Source organism: Stenotrophomonas sp. AR029 (genome assembly GCF_047520695.2).
GTDB classification, from domain to species: domain Bacteria; phylum Pseudomonadota; class Gammaproteobacteria; order Xanthomonadales; family Xanthomonadaceae; genus Stenotrophomonas; species Stenotrophomonas sepilia.
In genome coordinates this window covers 541,382-563,038 of sequence record NZ_JAXBQQ020000001.1, presented here as the reverse complement: position 1 = coordinate 563,038, position 21,657 = coordinate 541,382, and the positions used below count along the sequence as shown (strand labels likewise).

Here is a 21,657-nt window from a genome sequence, read left to right as displayed (position 1 = left end):
GAGTATGGGGAAGGGGGGCGTTGCAGGGTTGCGCCCTGCACCCGCGGTAGTGCCGGCCGCTGGCCGGCAACCTCAACGGCGGGATTCCGTGGGATGGCGGGGCGGTGTGGGTGGGCAGGACACGCCGTAAACTCCGCTCCGCGGTCCGGCCCAGCCGCTGGCGGCTGGGCGTTCGGGCGCTTGCGAAGCAGTGCTTCGCAAGCAAAGCGCCCTCACCCTTGGGGGCTCGATGGCGCCATCCATGGCGCCAACGGTCCTGCCCACCCACACCGCCCCACCTCTGACAAATTCCTTCGGCTGTTGGTAGGCGTCGACCTTGGTCGACACGGTAGATCCACGCCATGCGTGGATGATGTTTCCGGTGGCGGCGATGGGGTCGGCGATGGGGTCAGATCCCTTTTCCGTCGGAAAAGAGATCTGACCCCCGGGGCCTCAACCGACTTCGTACAGCTCCAGCGGCAGGCCATCCGGGTCGGCGAAGAAGGTGAAGCGGCGGCCGGTGTATTCGTCCACGCGGATCGGTTCGCAGTCCACGCCGTGGCTGGCCAGGCGTTCGATGAACGGCTCCAGCGCAGCGACCCGGAACGCGAGGTGGCGCAGGCCCTGGGCCTCCGGGCGGCTGGGGCGGGGCGGTGGCGAGGGGAACGAGAACAGTTCCAGCTGGCTGCCGTCGGGCAGGGCCAGATCCAGCTTCCAGGAGTCTCGCGCGGCGCGGTGGTTCTCGGCCAGTACGCGCAGGCCGAGGATACGGACGTAGAAGTCTTTTGAATACGCATAATCGCTGCAGATCAGTGCCGCGTGGTGGATGCCCAGCAGGGCGTCGGAACCGGTGTTCATTGCAGGGTGTCCAGCCAGCGCTGGGCGATCTTCTGCGCCAGCGGGTACGGTTCGGGATCGTTGCGATTGGTCAGCACGATCACGGTCAAGTGCTTTTCCGGGTATCGAACGATCACATTTCGGAAGCCGATGCTTTCGCCGCTGTGCCATTGCACCGGGCCGTTCAGGCGCCATCCGAAGCCGTAGTGCGGCACATCCGGTTCGGATGTCGATGTGGCCGGGCTGAACATCGCGCGGCGCGAGGCCTTCGACAGCAGGCGGTCGTCGTACAGCGCCGCATCCCAGCGGGCGAGGTCGTCCAGCGAGGAGTAGATCCCGCCATCGCCGAGCACGGCACTGGTGGCGCTCTGGTCGGTGCGCTGCCAGCGGCCATCGATCCAGCTGTAGCCATAGGCGCGTGCGGCGATGGTATCGATGCCGTCCTGATGGGCCACGGTGTGGGCCATGCCTAGCGGGCGGAAGATGCGCTGTTGCAGGAAGGCTGCGAAATCCAGGCCGGAGGCGCGGCCGACGATCAGTGCCAGCAGCGCATAGCCGCTGTTGCTGTAGTGGTACTGCGTGCCCGGCGCAAAGTTCAGCCGGTCCTGGCGCGACAGCAGGGTCAGCACATCGGCGTCATGCACCTGCCGAGTGTCAGCCGGATCCATCAGGTCTTCGTAGTCGAGCAGGCCGCCGGTGTGCGATAGCAGCTGGCGGATCGTGATGGCCGCGGCAGCCGGGGGCAGTTCGGGCAGCCACTGCCGGGCAGGTTGATCCAGCCCAAGCCGGCCATCCTCCACCAGCAGCAGCACCGCCGCAGCGGTGAACTGCTTGCTGACCGAGGCCAGCCGGAAGTTGCTGGCCGGGGTGACGGAGGTGCCGTCCTCCACCACCGCCAGGCCGTAGCCACGGCGGAACACCGCTTGCCCGTCGTGCAGCACCAGGACTGCAGCGCCGGGTACCTGGCCGTCGTAGGCCTGCATCAGGCCGTCGATGCCCGCATCCGGTGGTTTCAGCACCGGTGCGGCGATACCCGTTGAAGGCAGCAGGCCCAGCACGACGGCGAACAGGGCGACGGCAGGGCGCATGACGGCTCCGGAGGGGTCAAGGTGAAGGCGTGGGCGTAGTGCTGGCCGGCTGCACCATCCAGCGTTCCATCTTACGGTCAAGCACGTCCAGCGGCATCGAGCCGTCCTTCAGCAGTTCGGCGTGGAAGCGGCGCAGGTCGAAGGCGGCGCCCTGGCGCGCCTTGGCCTTGTCGCGCAGGGCAACGATGGTGGTCAGGCCGGCGACGTTCGATAGTGCCTGGCCGGGCTGGGCCATGATCCGCTCCACCTCGGCGTTGGCGTCGTCACTGCTCATGTCCACGGTCTTCTGCAGGTAGCTGACGGCCTGCTGCTTGCTCCAGCCCTGGGCGTTCACGCCGGTATCGGCTACCACGCGGGCGGCGCGCAGCAGGCGCGAGTACAGGTAGCCGATGCGGTCGTAGGGATCGGTGTAGATGCCCAGGTCCTCGCCCAGCGTTTCGGCGTACAGGCCCCAGCCTTCGACGAAGGCGAGATCGCCACCGAGGCGGCGGAAGCGTGGCAGCTTGGCCAGCTCCTGCTGCAGGCCCAGCTGGACGTGGTGGCCCGGGATCCCTTCATGCAGGTACTGCACCGGCACGTTCCAGCGCTTGCGGCTGGGCAGGTCGCGGGTGTTGATGTACAGCACGCCCGGTTGCCCGGCCGCCGACGGCTGATAGGCGGCAGCGGCGGCGGTCAGTGCGCGCTCCGGCTCCACCGCACGGACCTCCAGCGGTGCCTTCGGCAAGGTATCCAGCACCTGCGGCAGGCGTAGGCTGACCTGCTGCTGCACCTGGCGGTAGCGGTTGATCAGCGCGTTGGCATCGCCGTATTGGAACTGGCGGTCGTTGCGCATGCTGCGCAGCAGCTTGGTGGGAGAACCGCGCAGCTTGGCGTCCTTCATTACCGTGGCGATCTGCGCCTGCAGTTCCTGCACGCGCTGTTCGCCCAGCGCATGCAGTTGTGCGGCGGTCTGGTCGCTGGCGGTGGTCTGCACGATCAGGTTGGCGTACCAGGCCTGGCCATCGGGCAATGCGCCCAGGCCGCTGCTGGTGCGTGTGGCCGGCAGGTATTCGGTGGCGATGAAGCCGCGCAGGGCGCGGTAGGCCGGCATGATGCGCAGCTCGATCATGCGCTTGTATTCGGCGCTGATGCGCGCCTTGTCCTCAGCCGGGATGGTGTTCGGCATGGTGCGGATCGGCGACCAGAAAATGCTCTCCTCGGCGGTCGGCTTGATCACCGCATCCAGCTGCGGCAGCACTTTTTCCATCAGGTCGCGTGGTTGCACCACGCCGGCCTTCATGCCCTGGCGCATGTTGTCGATGGCCTGGTCGAACAGCTCGGGAATGCCCAGCGAACGGCGTGACCAGGTGTCGTAGTCCTGGACGGTGTTGAATGGCTGCGCGCCCGCACCGGAGCCGAGGATCGCCATGATGCTGCCGATGTTGTAGTACTGGCTGATCGGCATCATCCAGCTCGGGTAGCGCTCGGCGGCCAGCGATGCGCGCGCGTCGCGCACGAAGATCTCGTAGCTGAGCAGGTCCTGGCCCTGCAGGCCGTCACTGCCGAGCTTCTCGACCTTGCCCAGCCATTGCGTGGTGAAGTCGTGCGACTGTTGGCGCCAGGCGGCGGACAGGATGTTGGGCAGCTGGTCGTTGTAGCGGGCCTCGCCCTGGAAGGTCGCCTGCAGTGGATTCAACCGCATCGAGGCATCCCAGTATTCGTCGTACAGGCGCTCCAGCTGCACCTGCTTGGGTACGGCCCGGGCCGGGGCGACCGGGCGGGGCGCGGCGCGGCGCGCCGAGCTGCCACGCGCCGGCGCGGTGGCGCGGGCGGGCCTGGCCTTGGGCTTGGCAGCCTGGCGGGTCTGCGCAGCGGCAGGGCGGCTGGCCTTTTTCTTCGCTGCTTCGGCCGACGGCATGGCACTGAACAGGAACAAGGCGGCAATGGCGGCGGCCAGGGCGCGGGTGGGATGCGGCATCAGGAGCTTCCGTGGAACACAGACCGTGGAGCTTGCACGATCCGGCCGCGTACGGCCAGCGTGAAGGCGCAGTCAGCTTTTTGCCGCTGGGGCTTCAGTCAGCCGCGGCCGCGGCGCGCAGGGCGGCGGCCCTATCGGCACCCAGGTAGCGGGTGATCGCACGCCGCATCAGGTACAGCAGTGGAATCAAGGCAATCGCAAAGCCCATCTTGTAGATGTAGTTGACGCTGCTGACGGCCAGGAACAGCGAGGTCGGCCAGTGCTGCGGGCCGAGCACGAAGGCGATCCAGATCACCACGAAGCTGTCCACCACCTGGGAGATCGCGGTGGATCCGGTCGCACGCAGCCACACGTGGCGCTCGCCGGTGGCCTGGCGGATGCGATGGAACACGGCCACGTCGATCAGCTGGCCGAGCAGGAAGGCCACCAGCGAACCGGCGATGGTCCACATGCCCTGGCCGAACACCGCGGCGAATGCCGCCTGGTAGTCCGGCACGCCGTGGCCGTCCATCGAGGTGACCCACCAGCTGGCCGGCGCCAGCGAGATCGCTGCGAAGGCGAACAGGAAGCCATAGGCGATCAGCACCACGGCCAACCACGAGATGAAGCGCACGCCGCGCTTGCCGAAAAACTCGTTGATCGTGTCGGTCATGATGAACACCACCGGCCACAGCAGGGTACCGGCGGTGAAGCTGAGCGAGCCGGTCTGGCCAAACAGGTTCCAGTTCAGCGGTTCGATGCCGAGGGTGTCTTCCAGCGCGAAGATCTTCACCCCGATCAGTTCGGCCAGCACGGCGTTGCCGCAGAAGAACGCGGCCAGCACGATGAACAGCAGGACCGCGCGGTCCTGCAGCGGGCGCTCGATCGGCGCCGCGGTTGTCATTCGCTGCGTTCGCCTGCGCGCGTGAACGGAACGCTGGACGGTGCGACGGCACCGCCGGAAATGATGAAGCTCATGGCCTGGTCGACGGTCCAGTCGGTCGGGGTCAGCAGCTCCACCGGCACGATCTCCAGGTAACCCGAGGTCGGGTTCGGTGTGGTTGGCACGTACACCGCGGCCAGTTCACGGTCGGTGCCGTGCTCCTTGATCACGCGGGTGACCAGCCCGACCGACTTCATGTCGCGGTGCGGAAAGTCGATCAGCACCACGCGCTGGGTGCTGCCCGGTTCGGTCTGCAACATGTCCAGCAGCTTCTTGGCGCTGTCGTAGATGATGCTGGCCAACGGAATGCGCTTGATCACCGCGCCGACCCAGCGCAGCAGGCGCTGGCCGAGCACGCGGCGGCTGGCCACGCCCACCGCCAGGATCACCAGCAGGGTGGCCAGCAGGGCGATGGTGTTCTGGATCCACTCGGCACGGACCCAACCGAGGTAATGCGGGAAGCTTGTCGCGATCTGCTCGGAAAGCGGCACCACCAATGGGCTGGAAATGCCCGAAAGCAGCACGAACACGAACTTGACCACGACCCAGGTCAGCCAGATCGGCAGCAGGGTCAGCAGGCCGGTCAGGAACAGGCGCTGCAGGGAGGGGCGGGGGACCAGGGCGGGGGCTTCGAGCGACATGCGCGCATTGTAGCGGCCACGGCCGGTCGATTACGCTGGGGGATCGACTGCGGCAACGATGCATGGAAGGGAAGCTGTGTTGAAGATTCTGCGCGGACTGGGCTGGGCCCTGGCAGGACTGCTGGTGCTGGCCATCGTGGTGTGGTGCGCCTCGCGCATGTGGCCGGTGCCGGAATCACGGCTGCAGGCCCAGCAGCGGTTGCAGGCCCGCCTGCCCGCTGATGGCCGCAACGGCTTTGCGCTGCTGTGGACACTCGCGTTCGACGATCTCGACCCGGACCAGCGCGATCAGGCGTTGGCCCGGGATGTACAGCGCTGGGAGGCGGATCCGCGCGGCAATGGCGGCGCCCGTCCGCAGCTGGCAGAAGACCACGTCGAGCTGCATTCACGGCCTTCGGCCAGCTGCGGACCGACCGCCAGTGACTGCCTCGGCCAGGTGCGTGCGGACCCGCAGCGCTTCGTCGATGCCCACGCTGGCCACCAGCAGCTGCATGCGCGCCTGGACCAGCTGGCCGATGCGGATCACTTCGTGTCGCCGTTCCGGCCAAAAGGGGAAGGCATCCTGGTGCCGATGCCGGCCTATGGTTTGGTGATCGACGCCACCAGCGCACGCGCGCTGGCGTATGTGCAGGGTGATATCGACGGTGCGCTGCGTGGCAGTTGCCGGGGGCTGCAGCTGGGCCGCCGGCTGGTGACGGGCGGCAGCTACCTGGTGGAGAGCATCATCGGTGCCAGCCTGGTGCAGGCCAATGCCCAGCTGCTGGCCGACATGCTGGTCGAACTGCCGGCCGACCAACCGCTGCCAGCGGAATGCGAGCAGGCGATGAAGCCGATGCGGGCCGCCGAACAGAGCCTGTGCCGTGCGATGCAGGGCGAGTATGCGATGAGCAGGGCTGCGATCGAAACCTCGGCGCAGGAGTTCGGTGGCGTGCTGGTACTCGATCGCAGCAGCACCCTGGCGCGAGTGGCGGGCAACCTGGGCTGGGCCTGTGGCGCGGCGGCGATGACCGCGCTGGAGGCGGATCGCCCGCTGCCGGTGCCGGCACCGCCGCAGCATGACTTCGGCTGCCTGTCGAACGTCATGGGGTGCGTGCTGGCCGATATCGCGGGCCCGGCCTATCCCGCGTATTCGTCACGGCCCCAGGATGCCGCCGCGATGGTGCGGCTGATCGGTGCGCAACGCTGGCTGCGACAGCAGGCCGAGGACCCTGTGGATGCGCTGAAGCGCTTGCCTGCCCAGTTCCGCTCGCAGGTGCGGGCACCGCAGTTGTCGGCCGATGGCCGCCGCCTGCAGGTACCGCGGCGCTCAGCGCCGCGCAGCACCGACGAGAGCCCATGGTTGTCGGTATCGCTGGTGGCAGGGGACGCCCCGGCCGCCGCCGCGCGCGACTGAGCAGCGGCGGCCAGTGCGCGCTGTCCTCGTCATCCTCGCGGCTGCCTTCGCTCCGCGTCGCACCGCAGGTGCACGCGCATACGCGCGCATCGGAGCCTCCCTGCCAGGGCAGCAGAGGACAGCGCCCGCGCCGGATCAGCGCGCGTGTGGCTTCAACCGCAGATAGACCTGCTTGCGCACCTGGGCGACCACCTCGCCGCTTTCGTCGACGACGTCGTTGCTGAACCAGCGCAGCACCTTCTCGCCGCCCGCCGCTTCGGCACGCAGTTCGGACAGCAGCGCATCGTCGATGCGGAACGAGGTGCGCACCGTGCCCCGGCCAGGCTTGAGGAAATCGATCGCACCGGCCCGGTCCCACACGTAGTAGTCACGGCCGAGGATGTGCAGCAGGCCCAGCATCCAGAACGGGTCGGTCATCGCGAACAGGCTGCCGCCGAAATGCGTGCCGACGTAGTTGCTGTTCCACGGCCGCAGCCGCAGCTCGACGTCGATCTGCCGGTAATCGGGCGTGATGCGGGTGACATGGATGCCGGTGAACAGGAACGGTGGCCACAGGTTGATGCCGAAGCGGAACAGGCGGGCGTTCATGCGGGTCCGGGGCGCGAGGCGAGGTGCCCAGTCTAGCCATTCGCATGCGTATGTTGCACCCCGGGCGTGTGTCCAACGGCGGCGTGCATGTCCTGCCTCATGGGCCGTCGATCATGTACCCGTCGCGGCCGTTGGCCTTGGCCTGATAAAGGGCGGTGTCGGCGCCTTCCACGAAATGGTGGGGCTGCAGTTCGCCGTCGGGCACGCGGGTGAATACGCCGATGGTGAGCGTGACGGTATCGTCGCTGCCATCGCCCGGCGCCGGCAATGCGCGCACGCAGGCAATCAGGTCCTCAATCACCTGGCGTGCGCCTTCGGCCGGTGTATCCGGCAGCACCAGCGCGAATTCGTCGCCACCGTAGCGTGCCGCCATGTCGCGCGGGCGGCGCGCATGGGCGCCGATCAGGCGGGCGACATCACGCAGCACGCGGTCGCCCACCTGGTGCCCGTGGCGATCGTTATGGCGCTTGAAGTGGTCGACGTCGATCAACGCCAGGCTCAATGGCTTGCCGCTGCGCCGTGCTGCATCGCATTCCTGCTGCAGCGACTGCTCGAAGCGGAGGCGGTTGCCCAGGCCGGTAAGGGCGTCGCGGTTGGCCTGGCGGTGCCAGGCCGAGATCCGCCACACCGCCCAGACCAGCAGTGCCAGCGTCACGCCCAGCATCGCGCTGGCCGGCGCCCACCACAGGTCGCTCGTGCGCAGCAGCAGCCAGCTCAGCAGGGCAGGCATCGGCAACGAACACAGCGCGACCAGCCAGGGCAGGCGCAGGCCGAGCAGGATCACGCACAGCGCCACCAGCACACCGCTGATGGCGTGCTGCCAGGCATGCGGTAGAACATCGATCTGCTTGTGCTGCAGCAGCATCGAGGTGATGTTGGCCTGGTACTCGCTGCCGCTCATCCAGAACTCGCGGGTGGTCGGGGTCAGCAGGCGGGGCGCGATGCCGCTGGCCGTCATGCCAACTACGATGCGGCGGCCATGCAGCATCGCCATGTCCACGTGGCCATCGAGAACGTCCGCATAGGACACCTGTGGCAGCCGCTCGGGGGGGCCGGCGTAGCGCACGCGAACGTAATCGTCGCGACGCCATTGATAGGGCGAGCCCAGTTCCGGGTCGGGATCGGGCAGGCCGCGTACGGCACCGGCAGGCAGGTCGGCCAGTGCCAGGCCCAGTGCCGGCCAGTGCGGCTGGCCGATACCTGCGTGCAGATAGACGCCACGGGCGACGCCGTCGCCATCCACCTCGACATCGGTGTGGCCAATGGCGGCAGCACTGGCAGCGATCTGTGGGATCGGCAGCATTTCCTCGGCCATGCGGTCGCCGGCCGCCGGTGCGGCCAGCACCGGCAGCACCACCCGGCCATTGCGTCGGATGGCGGCCGCCAGTTGATCATCCTGTCGGCTGTCACGGCGATCCGGTTCGGACAGCATCAGGTCCAGCGCGACGCGTTCGGCGCCGGCATCGGTCAGGCGGTCAAGCAGGCGTGCATGCACCGAGCGTGGCCAGGGCCACTGGCCGATGCGCTGCAGGCTGCCTTCGTCGATGGCGACGATCAGCACGCTGGGATCGGGGCGGTACTCCCAGTTGCCGACCAGCGCATCATAGGCCGCCTCGTCCTGCCGCCACAGCCATTGTCCCTGGCTGGCCACGATGGTCAGCCCGCCGGCCAGCAGGGCCAGCAGGATCCGCTTCGACCACGGCAGCGGCGAGCGCCTCACAACAACAACCAGAGCAGCAGGGCGCCGCCACCCGCGCCGTAGCACAGGCGGCACGGCAGCGGGACCTGCTGGGCAGGCGAGAACGCGCTGGCGTGGCCGTCATCGTCGATGTACTGCACGCGTACATGCAGGGTGCCGCTCCACGGGCGCTTGAAGCTCACCTGCGGCTGATCCACGGTTTCGTCGACCAGCGGTGCCTTGAAGTCGCCGCGGCGATCCACCTGCACCCGGTAGCGTTGGCCTTCGCTGCCGGCCTGCCAGCGCAGCGTCAGCTCGCCGTGTGCGGCCTCGGGCGGTTGCAGTGCCGGGTCCACTGGTTCATTGCTCAGCTGCAGCGGCAACGCCTGGCCATAGCGGCCCTGTCGGCCTTCGCCATCGCGCGAAGCCACGCGCCAGTAGTACTGGCCGGGCGGCAGCGGTCGCGTCAGGCGCAGGTCGGTCGCATGGGTGGCCTGCTCCTGCAGGGGCTGCAGGAAGCTGGGCTCGGTGGCGATCTGCAGGACGCTGCTGCGCGCACCGGGGGCCTGGCTCCAGCGGAAACGCGGGCGGTCGCTGTTGATCGTCTGCCCATGCAGCGGCGATACGGTCAGTGGCGGTGGTGGCTGGTCACCGAGCTCGAAATCGGCGCTGGCGTCCAGGCCTTCGACCCCCTGGGCGTCGACCGCGCGCAACAGGATGCGCAGCTGGCCAGGCTGCAGGTCGCCGATCGCCAGCCGGGTGTCGGCGGTGGTGGCGGCGAACAGGAGGATCTCCGGCGTTGCCGCCTGCACCACTTCCACCCGGTAATGATCGGCGCCATTGACCGGTTCCCAGGCAAGCAGGGTCGGCAGCGGCGCCAGGCGCAGCGCGTCATTGCGCAGCGCCGGCGCCGGCAGCAGTGCAGAGACCGCAGCGGGCGCCGCATCGGCACTGCTGCTGCGGGTGGCCTGGCCCGGCCGGACCAGGCGCTGGCCATGGGAGTTGCCGACCTGCACCTTGCCCTGCAGGACCTCGGTGGCACCGACGTGCCCGTCATCCCCGGCGCTGACCCGGAACACCGTGCCGCGCACGCTGCTGGTCGCGGTGGGCGCATCGATGATGTAACGCGAGGCGGGACCGCGCGCCGGCGTCACCCGGTTGCTGGCTCGCCCCTGCTGCAGGCGCAGTCGGGTGTCGACCATGCCGGTGTGGCCGTAACGGCTCAGCTGATCCAGGCGCAGGCGCGAGTACTCGCGCAGCTGCAGGCGCGAGGCATCGGCGAATTCCAGGGTGATGCTGGAGTCGCCTTCGGTCTCCACGGTGTCACCGATATGCAGCTGTTCGCCGGCCTGGAGCGCGCGGGTCGCCGTGCCATCGGCGCCTGCCAGCGCGACCTTGCCGCGCACGGACAGCACCCGGGCCGGCGCCGGTTCGGTGCGCAGCCAGCTGATCGGGAAGCGCAGCAGCTGGCCCGGCGGCAACTGGTAAGGGTTGTCGATGCGGTTGTGCTGCTGCAGCTGCTGCCAGCGTACCGAGGGCTTCAGGTAGAGCCCGCCCAGATCCCACAGGGTATCGCCGGGCCGGACCCGATAGTTCCAGTCCTGGGCGCCGGCAAGGGCGGGCATCAGGAAGAGGGCGCAGAGCAGAGCGCCCGTTAAATGCATGGCGAACGACAGAGAGCGGACGACGGTCACAGTTTGCAATCCCGGCAATGCGGGGGTGCAGCTGCAAGACCCCATGGCCCCGACCTCATCCCCCCGAACGGATCGTGGCGACCGCGTGGCCACCAGCGCGGGCATTATTGCCCGCGTTCAGTGCAGGAATTCTGAACGGAGCGGGTTCCCGTTCAGAACAGCAGCGACGCCATCCTGCGGCGGTACTGGCCGACCAGGTCCTCGTCGGAGATCACATTGAAGGCGTCGATCAGGGCCTTGCGCGGCAGGCCTTCCTCGAATCCGCGGTCGATCCGCAGCATTTCCAGGAACTGGGCCAGCGCGGCCTCGTCATGACCGCCGAGCAGCAGTTGCACGCCACGCAGGTGGCGGGCCTTGAGGTCCTTGCCGTCAGCGGCGATGCGTGCCTCCAGCACCTCGGCGGCCGGGGCATCTTTCAGCGCGGCGGCGAAGGCCAGGCGGGCGCGGGCACGCACGGCGCGGTCGTCGGTAGCCAGATTGGCGGGCAAGCCGTCGATCAGGGTGCGTGCCTCGTCCACGCCACCGATCTGCAGCAGGGCCAGGGCCAGGTCGAGCTTCAGTTCATCCTTGTCCGGCTCGGCGGCGATCTGCGCACGCAGCACATCGACCTGCGCCTGCGGATCCAGCGGGGCGTCATCTTCGGGGGCAGCATCGCCCACATCGGCCGGTACGATGCCGTGCTGGGCCAGGAACTCACGCAGCTGGCCTTCCGGAATGGCGCCGGGGAAGCCGTCCACCAGCTGGCCGCCCTTGACCAGGAACACGGTCGGCACCGAGCGGATCTGGAAGGCCGCAGCGATCTGCTGTTCCTTGTCGACATCGACCTTGGCCAGCTCGAACGCACCGTTGTACTCGGCAGCCAGCTTTTCCAGCATCGGGCCCAGGGTCTTGCACGGCCCGCACCAGGTGGCCCAGAAGTCAACCAGCACCGGCGTCTGCAGCGACTTCTGCAGGACTTCGGCCTCGAAGGTCGCAGTGGTGGCGTCGAATACGTAGGTCGTCTCGGTCATGGGGAAAGCATCGCTTGGCATCTGGAGACCGATTCTATGGTGACGATCGATGTCCGTCTCAACCCTGCCGTCACATCGCGCGCGACGGCCTCGGGGGCGTGGCACGCAGCACAGCCCGTGGATCACCCGCTTTCCGGAGCTGACCGGCGTGCTGGCCGAGGTGCGCCGGAAGCACCCGGCCTCGGCCGCGCGCTTGGCGCACTGCGTCACTGCCGCGACAATGCGCTGATCCATTCTTTTCCGGGTGACTGCGCGCAATGTCCATGGTCCGGCTTGATCGTTGGTTGGGACTGCTTGCTGCAGTCGTGTTCGTCCTGGCTGTGTCTGGCTTCGGTGCCGGCCTGGAGGGCTATGCACAGGCCCGCCACCCGGTGGCGCTGCTGGGGGCGCGGGGCGTACCGCATGCGCTGGCGTTCAATCTGCTTGGCTTCGTGCTGCCCGGCGTGCTCGCTGCGGTGGTGGCTGAGCGCCTGCGCCGCAGCCTGCCCGCCACTGCCGGCTGGGCACCGAGGGTCGGCAGCCAGATGCTGCTGCTGGCTGGCCTGGGCTTTGCCGCGATGGGCTTGCTGCCGCTGGACGTGGACGATCTGCATGGGCCCGCCAGCCAGCTGCATGCCAGTGCCTGGATGATCTGGGTGCTGGGCTTCGTCGCCGGAACCCTGTTGCTGGGCACGACACAGCTGCGTCAGGCGCATGGCCGCGCCCTGGGCGCCTTGGCCCTGGGCTGCGGCGTGCTGGCTGCGGTGGCCGCGTTTGCCCTGCAGGGCGTCCTGCCGGCGCCGCTGGCACAACGGCTGGCGTTCGCCTGCTGGGTGGCCTGGCTGGCCGCCGCACTGCCGCTGTCGCGCCAACGCTGAGACGGCTCCCGGGGCATCGCGGCGCCCACCCCCAAGCAGGCAGGATTGGAGACGTTTGCCGCACTGCGGTACGCTGTACCGCTTTGCCGCCGCATCCGCGTGTTCCATGACCAGCGCTGAAACCAACGCCTACGACCCGCAGCAGGTTGAATCCGCCGCCCAGCAGTACTGGGACGCCACCCGTGCCTTCGAGGTCGACGAGACCTCGGACAAGCCGAAGTACTACTGCCTGTCGATGCTTCCGTACCCGTCCGGTGCGCTGCATATGGGCCACGTGCGCAATTACACGATTGGCGACGTGATCAGCCGCTACAAGCGCATGACCGGCCACAACGTGCTGCAGCCGATGGGCTGGGACGCGTTCGGCCTGCCGGCGGAAAACGCCGCGATCAAGAACAAGACCGCGCCGGCAGCGTGGACCTACAAGAACATCGACCACATGCGCAGCCAGCTGAAATCGCTGGGCTATGCCATCGACTGGTCGCGCGAGTTCGCCACCTGCCGTCCGGACTATTACGTCCACGAGCAGCGCATGTTCACCCGCCTGATGCGCAAGGGCCTGGCCTATCGCCGCAACGCGGTGGTGAACTGGGACCCGGTCGACCAGACCGTGCTGGCCAACGAGCAGGTCATCGACGGCCGCGGCTGGCGCTCCGGTGCGCTGGTGGAGAAGCGTGAGATCCCGCAGTGGTTCCTGCGCATCACCGACTACGCCCAGGAACTGCTGGATGGCCTGGACGAGCTGGATGGCTGGCCGGAATCGGTCAAGACCATGCAACGCAACTGGATCGGCCGCTCGGAGGGCCTGGAAATCCAGTTCGACGTGCGCGACGTCGATGGTGGCGTGCTGGATCCGCTGCGCGTGTTCACCACCCGCCCGGACACGGTGATGGGCGTGACCTTCGTGTCGATCGCCGCCGAACACCCGCTGGCGCTGCACGCAGCGAAGAACAACCCGGAACTGGCCGCGATGCTGGCCGACCTGAAGCAGGGCGGTGTATCCGAGGCTGAACTGGAAACCCAGGAAAAGCGCGGCATGGATACCGGCCTGCGCGCGCTGCATCCTGTCACCGGCGAGCCGGTGCCGGTGTGGGTCGCCAACTTCGTGCTGATGGGCTACGGCACCGGCGCGGTGATGGCCGTTCCGGGCCATGACCAGCGCGACAACGAAGTGGCCAACAAGTACGGCCTGCCGATCAAGCAGGTGATCGCGCTGAAGGATGCGCGCACCGACGAAGAGCGCAACTGGGACGGTAGCCGCTGGCAGGACTGGTACAGCGACAAGAGCCGTGCGTTCGAGCTGGTGAACTCGGCCGAGTTCGACGGCCTGGATTTCCAGGGGGCCTTCGAAGCCCTGGCCGAACGTTTCGAGCGCAAGGCCCAGGGCCAGCGCCGCGTCAACTACCGCCTGCGCGACTGGGGCGTGAGCCGCCAGCGCTACTGGGGCTGCCCGATTCCGGTGATCTACTGCGACAAGTGCGGTGCGGTGCCGGTGCCGGAGGAGCAGCTGCCGGTGGTACTGCCGGAGGACGTGGCGTTCTCCGGGACCGGTTCGCCGATCAAGACCGACCCGGAATGGCGCAAGACCACCTGCCCGGAATGCGGTGGCGCCGCCGAGCGCGAGACCGACACCTTCGACACCTTCATGGAGTCGAGCTGGTACTACGCCCGCTACACCTCGCCGGGTGCCCGTGACGCTGTCGACAAGCGCGGCAACTACTGGCTGCCGGTCGATCAGTACATCGGTGGCATCGAGCACGCGATCCTGCACCTGATGTATTTCCGCTTCTACCACAAGCTGCTGCGCGACGCGCGGATGGTGGACAGCAACGAGCCGGCGCGCAACCTGCTGTGCCAGGGCATGGTGATCGCCGAGACCTACTACCGCCCGAATCCGGACGGTTCGAAGGACTGGATCAACCCGGCCGATGTGGAAGTGCAGCGTGACGAGCGCGGCCGCATCACCGGCGCCACCCTGATTGCCGACGGCCAGCCGGTGGTGGTCGGTGGCACCGAGAAGATGTCCAAGTCGAAGAACAACGGCGTGGACCCGCAGGCGATGGTCGGCAAGTACGGCGCCGACACCGTGCGCCTGTTCTCGATGTTCGCCGCGCCGCCGGAGCAGTCGCTGGAGTGGAACGAGGCCGGCGTGGACGGCATGGCGCGCTTCCTGCGCCGCCTGTGGGCCCAGGTGCAGAAGCATGCTGCCGACGGTGCCGCCCCGGCGCTGGACGTTGCAGCACTGGATGCCAACCAGAAGGCGCTGCGCCGCAAGACCCATGAAACCATCGGCAAGGTCGGTGACGACTACGGTCGCCGCCACAGCTTCAATACCGCCATCGCAGCGGTGATGGAGCTGATGAACGCGCTGGCCAGGTTCGAGGACGACAGCGAGCAGGGCCGCGCGGTGCGCCAGGAAGCGCTGCAGGCCGTCGTGCTGCTGCTGAACCCGATCACGCCGCATGCCAGCCACGCCCTCTGGCAGGTGCTGGGCCATGGCGAGACGCTGCTGGAAGACCAGCCGTTCCCGCAGGCCGACAGCAGTGCGCTGGTACGCGATGCCCTGACCCTGGCGGTGCAGGTCAACGGCAAGCTGCGCGGCACCATCGAGGTGGCGGCCGATGCCGCGCGCGAGCAGGTCGAGGCGCTGGCGCTGGCCGAGCCCAACGCGGCCAGGTTCATGGAAGGCCTGACGGTGCGCAAGATCATCATCGTCCCGGGCAAGATCGTGAACATCGTCGCCGCCTGATGTACCTCGCACCGGCCACCCGCGCGGTGGCCGATGCCTTTCCAGAAGCAGGGCCGGGTGCTTGATGGCCCTGCATTCACGCGGCTTCGGGCACGCTGTGTGTTGCCGTGATCGCCCGGCTCCGCCAGACTGTCTCCATGACCCGAATCCTGCTTGCCCTCGTTCTTGTCCTCGGCCTCGCCGGCTGCGGCTTCCATCTGCGCAACAAGCTGATGCTGCCGACCGACACCGCCCCGGTGAAGGTGGTATCCACCGCCCCGTACAGTGAACTGGTCAAGCTGCTCAATCGCAGCCTGCTGGCCTCTGGTGCCAGGCTGGCCGATGAGGACAGCAAGGAACCCAGTACCCAGCTGCAGGTGTTGTCCGAGCGCTGGGGTGACCTCCCGATCGCCATCGACTCGCAGGGTCGTGCGCAGGAGTACAGCCTGCGCTATGCGGTGATCTTCATCTTCCGCCGCGAGGATGGCAGCGAACTGGTGCCGCAGCAGGTGATCGAACTGTCGCGCGACTACGTGTCGCCGCCGACCGACGCCACCGGTACCACCACCGAACGCGAAATCCTGGCCACGGAGCTGCGCCGGGAAATGTCCGCCTCGATCATCCGCCGTATCGACAGCGTGGTCCGCGCCGAGATCGAGAAGGGGGGCAGCCTGTCCGCGCCGAAGGCCAAGCCGATCGAGGGCGCGGTGCCGGCAGAGCCTGCCGCCGCCGTCAAGCACTGAGCGGCAGCGACGATGGAACTGCGTCCGGAGCAGCTGGCCAGCCAGGGCGCTGACACCGCGTTGGCGCCGGTGTACCTGATCGCAGGCCCGGAAACACTGCGCGTACTGGAGGCCGCAGATGCCATCCGCGCGCGTGCGCGCGCCTCGGGCATCGGCGAACGCGAAGTGTTCGATGCCGACGGGCGTGATTTCGACTGGAACCAGCTTGACGCCAGCTTCAATGCGCCAAGCCTGTTCAGCGCCCGCCGCCTGGTCGAGGTGCGCCTGCCCAGCGGCAAGCCGGGCAAGGAGGGCGCCGAGGTCATCAGCCAGTTCTGCGCCAACCCGGCGCCGGACGTGGTGTTGATGATCACCGCCAATGAATGGAGCAAGGCCCACCAGGGCAAGTGGGCCGAGGCGGTCAGCCGCATCGGCGTGCTGTCGGTGGCATGGGCGATCAAGCCGCACGAACTGCCGGACTGGATCGAGCGCCGCCTGCGCGGCAAGGGCCTGCGTGCCGACCCGGCTGCCGTGCAGCGCCTGGCTGAGCGGATGGAGGGCAATCTGCTGGCCGCCGCCCAGGAAATCGACAAGCTGGCGCTATTGGCCGACGGCCAGCCGTTGGATGTGGAACGGATGGAGTCGCTGGTGGCTGACGCTGCCCGCTACGACGTGTTCCGGTTGGTGGAGGCGACGTTCTCCGGCCAGCCGCCGGCGGTGCTGCGCATGCTGGCCGGCCTGCGCGGTGAAGGGGAGGCGGTGGCCGCATTGATGCCGATCGTGATCCGCGAACTGCTGGCGGGCGCAGGCCTGGCCCGCGTGCAGGCGCGTGGTGGCAACCTGGCCGCTGAAATGAAATCGCGCGGCATCTGGGAATCGCGGCAGGCGCCTTACAAGCGCGCGCTGCAGCGGCACCCGGAAGGCAAGCGCTGGGAGCGCTTTGTGGCCGAGGCGGGGCTGGTCGACCGCATTGCCAAGGGGCGCGCTGACGGCGACGCCTGGCTGGCGCTGGAACGCCTGCTGGTGGCCGTGGCCGAACCGCGTGCCGTGCGCCTGCTGGCGCGGGCCTGAGTGATGAGCCTGCGGATCTACTACGGGGGCACCTTCGATCCGGTGCACCTCGGGCACCTGGCGATCGCGCGTGCGGCCCGTGATGAACTGCAGGTCGCCGTGCGCATGCTGCCGGCCGCCGATCCGCCGCACCGCGCGGTGCCCGGCGCCACCGCTGAGCAGCGCTGCACGATGTTGTCGCTGGCCATCGGCGACGAGCCGGGGCTGCTGCTGGACCGTCGCGAACTGGATCGTGCCACCCGCTGCCCCGGTCGCCCGTCGTACACCGTCGACACCCTGCGCGAGCTGCGTGGCGAGCTGGGCCCGAGCCGGCCGCTGGCCTGGCTGGTGGGCGCCGACAGCCTGCTGGGGCTGTCCGGATGGCACGAATGGGAGGCCCTGTTCGATCTGGCCCACTTCGTGGTGGCCGAACGGCCGGGCAGTCCGTTGCAGGCGTCGATCGATGGCGAGCTGGGGCGTGCCCTGCAAGGGCGCTGGGCCGACAATGAGCAGGCCCTGTTCGCCAGCCCGGCCGGGCGCATCCTGCGCCTGCACCACCCACTACGCGGGGAATCTGCCAGCGCCGTGCGCTCGCAGATTGCCGCTGGCGGTCCCTGGCGCGCACTGCTGCCCCCGGCCGTGGCCGACTATGTCGCTGCACACGGGCTGTACCGCCCGGCCACGGCGTGAATGGCGCGGCCGCGCCATCCCCGTATAATCGCCCCCACGTTTATCGAGTCGATCCACTTTGAGCAACCAGACCCAGCCCCAGACCATCAAGGTCGATCTGCCCAGCCCGCCGCCGTCCGTGCCGGAACTGCTGGCCAGCGTCCGCCAAGCCACCGAAGACCTGAAGGCCAAGGACCTGGTCGAGATCGACGTGCGCGGCCGGTCCAGCGTTGCCGACTACATGATCGTCGTTTCGGGCACCTCGACCCGCCACGTCAAGTCGATTGCCGATGAAGTCGTGCGCTTCGCCAAGAACATCGACGTGATGCCGCTGGGCGTTGAAGGCGAGCGCGAAGCCGAATGGGTGCTGGTCGATCTGGGCGACGTGATCGTCCACGTGATGCTGCCGCGCGTGCGTGAGTTCTACGCGCTCGAGCGCCTGTGGACCGTCGGCGACCAGCCGCCGTCCAGCGACGACGAAGTGGCCTGAGCCGCACGTTGATGCATCCCTTCGACGGCGCCGATGGCGCCGTCGACGTTTTGGAGGACCATTGATGAAAGCCCGCCTGATCGCCACCGGTGAACGCGCGCCCAGCTGGGTCGCGCAGGGGTTCGCCGAATACCAGAAGCGGCTGTCGCATTGGCTGCCGTTCGAGCTGGTGGAAATCGAACCCGGCCTGCGCGGCAAGGGGCGCGATCCGCGCCGTGCCACCGAGGATGAAGGCAAGCGGGTCATCGCCGCTCTACCGAAGAACGCTTACGTGGTGGCACTGGACGTGCCGGGGCGGCAGTTGAGTTCCGAGCAGCTGGCGCAACGCCTGGAGCATTGGCGCGGGCAGGGCCGGGACCTGGCGTTCCTGATCGGTGGCCCGGAAGGGCATTCGCCAGAGGTCTCTGCGCTGGCCGACGAAAAGTGGTCGATCGGACCGCTGACGCTGCCGCACATGCTGGTGCGTCTGGTGGTGGCCGAGCAGCTGTATCGGGCTGCCGCAATGATTGCCAATCACCCCTACCATCGCGCGTGAAGAGTGGTTATACTAGTCGTCTGCCCGAATAGCTCAGCCGGTTAGAGCACTTGACTGTTAATCAGGGGGTCGTTGGTTCGAGTCCAACTTCGGGCGCCACCTTGAGAAACCTGCATCGCGAGATGCAGGTTTTTTTTTGCCGTGTTGTGGCGGCGAACCCATGCTCGGCTGCATCCTCCAAGCCGGGCACGCGCTCGCCGCTACAGCGTGATCCGGCCCTTCCAGAACGCTGCCAGCGTGGCGATTGCTACTGCCAGGATCGCGCCGAACAGCGCCCACTCCCAGTGCGTGAAAACCGGCTCGCCGCGCTGGCGCCGGGTCTGCGCAAACAGAACAACGCCGGGCACGTACAGCAGCACCGACAGCAGCAGGTTGTTCAGGCCGCCGGCATACACCAGCCACAGCGCGTAGGCGCTGGCCAGCAGCGCGACCACGAAATCGCGCCAGCGCACGCGTGGCTCACCCGCGTAGGACTGCCCGCGCCAGGCCAGTTGCACGCCGAACGCGGTGGACAGGAAGTAGGGCACCAGGCTCATCGATGCGGCCAGCAGCACCAGGCCGGTGTAGCTGCCCGCATTGAACAGCACCAGCAGCAGGAACAGCTGGATCAGCCCGTTGCTCAACCACAACGCATTGGCCGGCACGCCACGCGCATTCTCGCGTCCCAGGAAGGCGGGCATCGTGCCGTCGCCAGCGGCGGCATACAGCACTTCGGCACACAGCAGCACCCAGGCCAGCAGCGCGCCCAGCACCGAAATGATCGAACCGGCGATGATCACCGTCGCGCCCCATTCGCCGACGATGGCGCGCAGCACGTAGGCCATCGACGGGTTGGGCAGCCCGGCCAGTTCGGCCTGCGACAGCACGCCCATCGACAGCAGGCTGACCAGGACCAGCAGCAGCCAGACCCCCAGGAAACCTATCACCGTGGCACGGCCGACGTCGGCACGGCGCGCGGCACGCCGCGAATAGATGCTGGCGCCTTCGATGCCGATGAACACCCACACGGTGACCAGCATCATGCCGCGCAGTTGCTGGCCGAGGTCGCCGAGCGCAGGCGTGCCGAAGAAGTCGGCGCGGAACACCTCCATGCGGAACGCGCCGGCGGCCAGCACCAGGAACAGTGCGATGGGCAGCAGCTTGGCCACCGTCACCAGGCCGTTGACGATGGCTGCCGTGCGCAGGCCGCGCAGCACCAGCAGGTGGACGGTCCACAACAGTACGGACGAAGCGGCCACGGCGGCTGGCGTGTTGCCTTCGCCGAACACCGGCATGAAATGGCCCAGGCCGCTGAAGATCAGCACGAAGAAGCTGGCATTGCCCAGTACCGAAGCGACCCAGTAGCCCCACGCCGCGGAGAAGCCGATGTAGTTGCCGAAGCCTTCGCGTGCATATGCGTAGATGCCGGTGTCCAGGTCCGGACGGCGGTTGGCCAGGGCCTGGAACACGAAGGCCAGCATCAGCATGCCCGCACCGCTCAGCGCCCAGCCGATCATCGCGGCGGCCGGGCCGGCACTGCGGGCAACGTTCTGCGGCAATGAGAAGATGCCGGCGCCGACCATCGAGCCGACTACCAGTGCAGTCAACGCGGGCAGGCCGAGACGTTGGTTGGACGAGGGCATGCTTTGGTTCCCTTGCGGTCATCCCATCGGCCTTTCGGCCGGGGGGGCAGCAGTTGCATTCGCGTCATCGATCTTATCCATCTCATCGAGTGCGATGGAAGGTTGGCATAGTGGGCTTCCCTTTATGAGCGCGCACCCCATGACCAAATCGCGGGCCTTTCTCACTCCCGATGGAACCGAGTACGTTACGGCGCAGGCCGTGGGCCACCGTCGCAACAGGGATTATGGTGGAGAACCCACGGGAGATCGCTATTTCTCAACGCATCGTGCAGGTCATCGTCGCCCAGTGAAGCACGTGATGAAGGGGCGGTCGTGGTACTTCGCATATATCGACGGCGTGAAGGGCGGAGCGGCAGCGGGAGGCGAATCGCTGCAGCATCTGTTGTTCAAGGAGGCTTTCAGTCGGCTGGACCATGTGCAGCTGGTTCTTTCGCTTCCTACCGGAAAAGGGCCTCGTCGCTGGCGTGAATCGAGAATCTCGATCTCCCGGGTGGAGCAGGAGTGGCAGGTGCCGGGAAGGGGGGATTATCGGGCAGATCTGTATGTCGAGTTCACCAGCGAAGATGATCTGGGTTCCAAGTGGGACGGGAAGTTCCTGCTTGAGGTCAGGCGATCACATGCTGTGGATGCTGCAAAACAGGATGGCCTCCGGCAACTGGGCATTGCAGTGATCGAAGTGGATATCGGCAGGGTGCCGATCTACGGCTACACCATTCCCGAGGACGAAACCAGTGATGTGGAGGAAGCTCGATACCTCGACAGGATCAAGCGCTTGCTGGAAAGCGAGCGTGGATTCCTGCAGGCGATGGTCCTCAGCAATCCCAGCAGCAACGATTATCTGGAGGCGCTGGTGCGCAGCCAGCAAGAGGAACTGCAGGTGTTGAGCGAGCGGGAAGCCCTGCTGCAGTCCGAGGTGGCAGGGGCGAGTGCACGCAGTCTTGCACTGGAAGAGAGCCACGGCAGGCTAGCTGCCCAGCTGAAGCAGAGCGAGGAGCTGCTTGCCGGCGTACAGAGGGTCGCTGCTGATCTGAGGAAGGAGAAGGTGACGTTGCAGAAGGGGCTGCAGTCCGCTCGTGATGATCTCAATTCGGAGGTCGCCGAACGGCGTCTGTACCAATGTTGCTTCTGGGGCCTCACCGCCGCCGCGGTTCTGCTGATCTGCTTGATGGTCTGGCTATGGTTGTTCGGCTGACGCTG

General features: G+C 67.6%; 20 protein-coding genes and 1 tRNA gene. 11 read left to right on the top strand and 10 right to left on the bottom strand.

What is annotated here, in order from left to right; translation table 11 throughout:
• Positions 1-432: 432 nt before the first annotated feature.
• From gloA2 to ACM0PB_RS02640, 5 genes are all read right to left on the bottom strand, one after another.
• Positions 433-837 carry an SMU1112c/YaeR family gloxylase I-like metalloprotein gene (gene gloA2, locus ACM0PB_RS02660; protein WP_065185483.1) on the bottom strand — a complete coding sequence of 135 codons (405 nt, stop codon included), beginning with the start codon at positions 835-837 and terminating at the stop codon, positions 433-435.
• Positions 834-1,904 (bottom strand): serine hydrolase domain-containing protein, encoded by a 1,071-nt coding sequence (locus tag ACM0PB_RS02655; protein ID WP_414604502.1) that lies wholly within the window; start codon positions 1,902-1,904, stop codon positions 834-836. Before ACM0PB_RS02655 ends, gloA2 begins: the two co-directional genes overlap by 4 nt.
• A 16-nt stretch (positions 1,905-1,920) precedes the next feature.
• Positions 1,921-3,861, bottom strand: coding sequence for a DUF885 domain-containing protein (locus ACM0PB_RS02650; RefSeq protein ID WP_111201789.1), 1,941 nt, complete (start codon positions 3,859-3,861; stop codon positions 1,921-1,923).
• 94 nt (positions 3,862-3,955) lie between these two features.
• Positions 3,956-4,744: a queuosine precursor transporter gene (locus ACM0PB_RS02645; protein WP_005418131.1), complete on the bottom strand. Its 789-nt coding sequence runs from the start codon at positions 4,742-4,744 to the stop codon at positions 3,956-3,958.
• A complete protein-coding gene (locus ACM0PB_RS02640) occupies positions 4,741-5,424 on the bottom strand; it encodes a DUF502 domain-containing protein (RefSeq protein ID WP_005418129.1) in 684 nt (227 codons plus the stop codon). Before ACM0PB_RS02640 ends, ACM0PB_RS02645 begins: the two co-directional genes overlap by 4 nt.
• Before the next feature lie 76 nt (positions 5,425-5,500).
• Here ACM0PB_RS02640 and ACM0PB_RS02635 point away from each other — a divergent pair, with 76 nt between their 5' ends.
• The gene (locus ACM0PB_RS02635; RefSeq protein WP_065179243.1) at positions 5,501-6,817 is read left to right on the top strand and encodes a hypothetical protein; all 1,317 of its coding nucleotides are present in this window, start codon (positions 5,501-5,503) and stop codon (positions 6,815-6,817) included.
• 135 nt (positions 6,818-6,952) lie between these two features.
• Here the strand turns inward: ACM0PB_RS02635 and ACM0PB_RS02630 are convergent, their stop codons facing one another.
• The 4 genes from ACM0PB_RS02630 to trxA all read right to left on the bottom strand — a co-directional run bounded on the left by ACM0PB_RS02630 (position 6,953) and on the right by trxA (position 11,787).
• Positions 6,953-7,405, bottom strand: coding sequence for a DUF4442 domain-containing protein (locus tag ACM0PB_RS02630; protein ID WP_414604501.1), 453 nt, complete (start codon positions 7,403-7,405; stop codon positions 6,953-6,955).
• A gap of 97 nt (positions 7,406-7,502) precedes the next feature.
• Positions 7,503-9,125: a CHASE2 domain-containing protein gene (locus ACM0PB_RS02625; RefSeq protein ID WP_005418127.1), complete on the bottom strand. Its 1,623-nt coding sequence runs from the start codon at positions 9,123-9,125 to the stop codon at positions 7,503-7,505.
• Positions 9,122-10,822 carry a FecR family protein gene (locus ACM0PB_RS02620; protein ID WP_414604500.1) on the bottom strand — a complete coding sequence of 567 codons (1,701 nt, stop codon included), beginning with the start codon at positions 10,820-10,822 and terminating at the stop codon, positions 9,122-9,124. Before ACM0PB_RS02620 ends, ACM0PB_RS02625 begins: the two co-directional genes overlap by 4 nt.
• A 107-nt stretch (positions 10,823-10,929) precedes the next feature.
• Complete coding sequence (gene trxA / locus ACM0PB_RS02615; protein WP_095377650.1) at positions 10,930-11,787, bottom strand: thioredoxin; 858 nt, start codon at positions 11,785-11,787, stop codon at positions 10,930-10,932.
• 49 nt (positions 11,788-11,836) lie between these two features.
• Between trxA and ACM0PB_RS02610 the strand changes: the two genes are divergently transcribed.
• The 9 genes from ACM0PB_RS02610 to ACM0PB_RS02570 all read left to right on the top strand — a co-directional run bounded on the left by ACM0PB_RS02610 (position 11,837) and on the right by ACM0PB_RS02570 (position 18,937).
• Positions 11,837-12,016 (top strand): hypothetical protein, encoded by a 180-nt coding sequence (locus ACM0PB_RS02610; protein WP_134956368.1) that lies wholly within the window; start codon positions 11,837-11,839, stop codon positions 12,014-12,016.
• A 28-nt stretch (positions 12,017-12,044) separates the two neighbouring features.
• Entirely contained in the window at positions 12,045-12,644 is a 600-nt protein-coding gene (locus ACM0PB_RS02605; protein ID WP_049459673.1) for a DUF998 domain-containing protein, read from the top strand.
• A gap of 106 nt (positions 12,645-12,750) precedes the next feature.
• Positions 12,751-15,393: a leucine--tRNA ligase gene (gene leuS, locus ACM0PB_RS02600; protein ID WP_005418117.1), complete on the top strand. Its 2,643-nt coding sequence runs from the start codon at positions 12,751-12,753 to the stop codon at positions 15,391-15,393.
• A 137-nt stretch (positions 15,394-15,530) separates the two neighbouring features.
• Positions 15,531-16,115 (top strand): LPS-assembly lipoprotein LptE, encoded by a 585-nt coding sequence (locus ACM0PB_RS02595; RefSeq protein WP_005418114.1) that lies wholly within the window; start codon positions 15,531-15,533, stop codon positions 16,113-16,115.
• 12 nt (positions 16,116-16,127) lie between these two features.
• The gene (gene holA, locus ACM0PB_RS02590) at positions 16,128-17,165 is read left to right on the top strand and encodes a DNA polymerase III subunit delta (RefSeq protein ID WP_065185487.1); all 1,038 of its coding nucleotides are present in this window, start codon (positions 16,128-16,130) and stop codon (positions 17,163-17,165) included.
• A gap of 3 nt (positions 17,166-17,168) precedes the next feature.
• Positions 17,169-17,834 carry a nicotinate-nucleotide adenylyltransferase gene (gene nadD / locus ACM0PB_RS02585; protein ID WP_005418110.1) on the top strand — a complete coding sequence of 222 codons (666 nt, stop codon included), beginning with the start codon at positions 17,169-17,171 and terminating at the stop codon, positions 17,832-17,834.
• A gap of 58 nt (positions 17,835-17,892) precedes the next feature.
• Positions 17,893-18,303, top strand: coding sequence for a ribosome silencing factor (rsfS, locus tag ACM0PB_RS02580; protein ID WP_005418109.1), 411 nt, complete (start codon positions 17,893-17,895; stop codon positions 18,301-18,303).
• Between the two features lie 64 nt (positions 18,304-18,367).
• Positions 18,368-18,838, top strand: a complete 471-nt coding sequence (gene rlmH / locus ACM0PB_RS02575) for a 23S rRNA (pseudouridine(1915)-N(3))-methyltransferase RlmH (protein ID WP_005418108.1) — start codon at positions 18,368-18,370, stop codon at positions 18,836-18,838.
• A gap of 22 nt (positions 18,839-18,860) precedes the next feature.
• Positions 18,861-18,937 (top strand) — tRNA-Asn (locus ACM0PB_RS02570).
• Between the two features lie 101 nt (positions 18,938-19,038).
• Here the strand turns inward: ACM0PB_RS02570 and ACM0PB_RS02565 are convergent.
• Positions 19,039-20,460 carry a basic amino acid/polyamine antiporter gene (locus tag ACM0PB_RS02565; RefSeq protein WP_171955658.1) on the bottom strand — a complete coding sequence of 474 codons (1,422 nt, stop codon included), beginning with the start codon at positions 20,458-20,460 and terminating at the stop codon, positions 19,039-19,041.
• Between the two features lie 139 nt (positions 20,461-20,599).
• Here ACM0PB_RS02565 and ACM0PB_RS02560 point away from each other — a divergent pair, with 139 nt between their 5' ends.
• Positions 20,600-21,652: a hypothetical protein gene (locus tag ACM0PB_RS02560; protein WP_155760304.1), complete on the top strand. Its 1,053-nt coding sequence runs from the start codon at positions 20,600-20,602 to the stop codon at positions 21,650-21,652.
• The last annotated feature ends 5 nt before the right edge of the window (positions 21,653-21,657 follow it).

Bases quoted from the DNA above. Each gene is read 5' to 3' on its own strand.
- ACM0PB_RS02655 (WP_414604502.1), bottom strand. From the start codon at position 1,904: ATGCGCCCTGCCGTCGCCCTGTTCGCCGTCGTGCTGGGCCTGCTGCCT.
- ACM0PB_RS02605 (WP_049459673.1), top strand. From the start codon at position 12,045: ATGTCCATGGTCCGGCTTGATCGTTGGTTGGGACTGCTTGCTGCAGTC.
- ACM0PB_RS02650 (WP_111201789.1), bottom strand. From the start codon at position 3,861: ATGCCGCATCCCACCCGCGCCCTGGCCGCCGCCATTGCCGCCTTGTTC.
- ACM0PB_RS02560 (WP_155760304.1), top strand. From the start codon at position 20,600: ATGACCAAATCGCGGGCCTTTCTCACTCCCGATGGAACCGAGTACGTT.
- ACM0PB_RS02645 (WP_005418131.1), bottom strand. From the start codon at position 4,744: ATGACAACCGCGGCGCCGATCGAGCGCCCGCTGCAGGACCGCGCGGTC.
- rlmH (WP_005418108.1), top strand. From the start codon at position 18,368: ATGAAAGCCCGCCTGATCGCCACCGGTGAACGCGCGCCCAGCTGGGTC.
- ACM0PB_RS02610 (WP_134956368.1), top strand. From the start codon at position 11,837: ATGTCCGTCTCAACCCTGCCGTCACATCGCGCGCGACGGCCTCGGGGG.
- ACM0PB_RS02640 (WP_005418129.1), bottom strand. From the start codon at position 5,424: ATGTCGCTCGAAGCCCCCGCCCTGGTCCCCCGCCCCTCCCTGCAGCGC.
- gloA2 (WP_065185483.1), bottom strand. From the start codon at position 837: ATGAACACCGGTTCCGACGCCCTGCTGGGCATCCACCACGCGGCACTG.
- holA (WP_065185487.1), top strand. From the start codon at position 16,128: ATGGAACTGCGTCCGGAGCAGCTGGCCAGCCAGGGCGCTGACACCGCG.
- ACM0PB_RS02630 (WP_414604501.1), bottom strand. From the start codon at position 7,405: ATGAACGCCCGCCTGTTCCGCTTCGGCATCAACCTGTGGCCACCGTTC.
- leuS (WP_005418117.1), top strand. From the start codon at position 12,751: ATGACCAGCGCTGAAACCAACGCCTACGACCCGCAGCAGGTTGAATCC.
- ACM0PB_RS02595 (WP_005418114.1), top strand. From the start codon at position 15,531: ATGACCCGAATCCTGCTTGCCCTCGTTCTTGTCCTCGGCCTCGCCGGC.
- trxA (WP_095377650.1), bottom strand. From the start codon at position 11,787: ATGACCGAGACGACCTACGTATTCGACGCCACCACTGCGACCTTCGAG.
- nadD (WP_005418110.1), top strand. From the start codon at position 17,169: ATGAGCCTGCGGATCTACTACGGGGGCACCTTCGATCCGGTGCACCTC.
- ACM0PB_RS02565 (WP_171955658.1), bottom strand. From the start codon at position 20,460: ATGCCCTCGTCCAACCAACGTCTCGGCCTGCCCGCGTTGACTGCACTG.
- ACM0PB_RS02620 (WP_414604500.1), bottom strand. From the start codon at position 10,822: ATGGGGTCTTGCAGCTGCACCCCCGCATTGCCGGGATTGCAAACTGTG.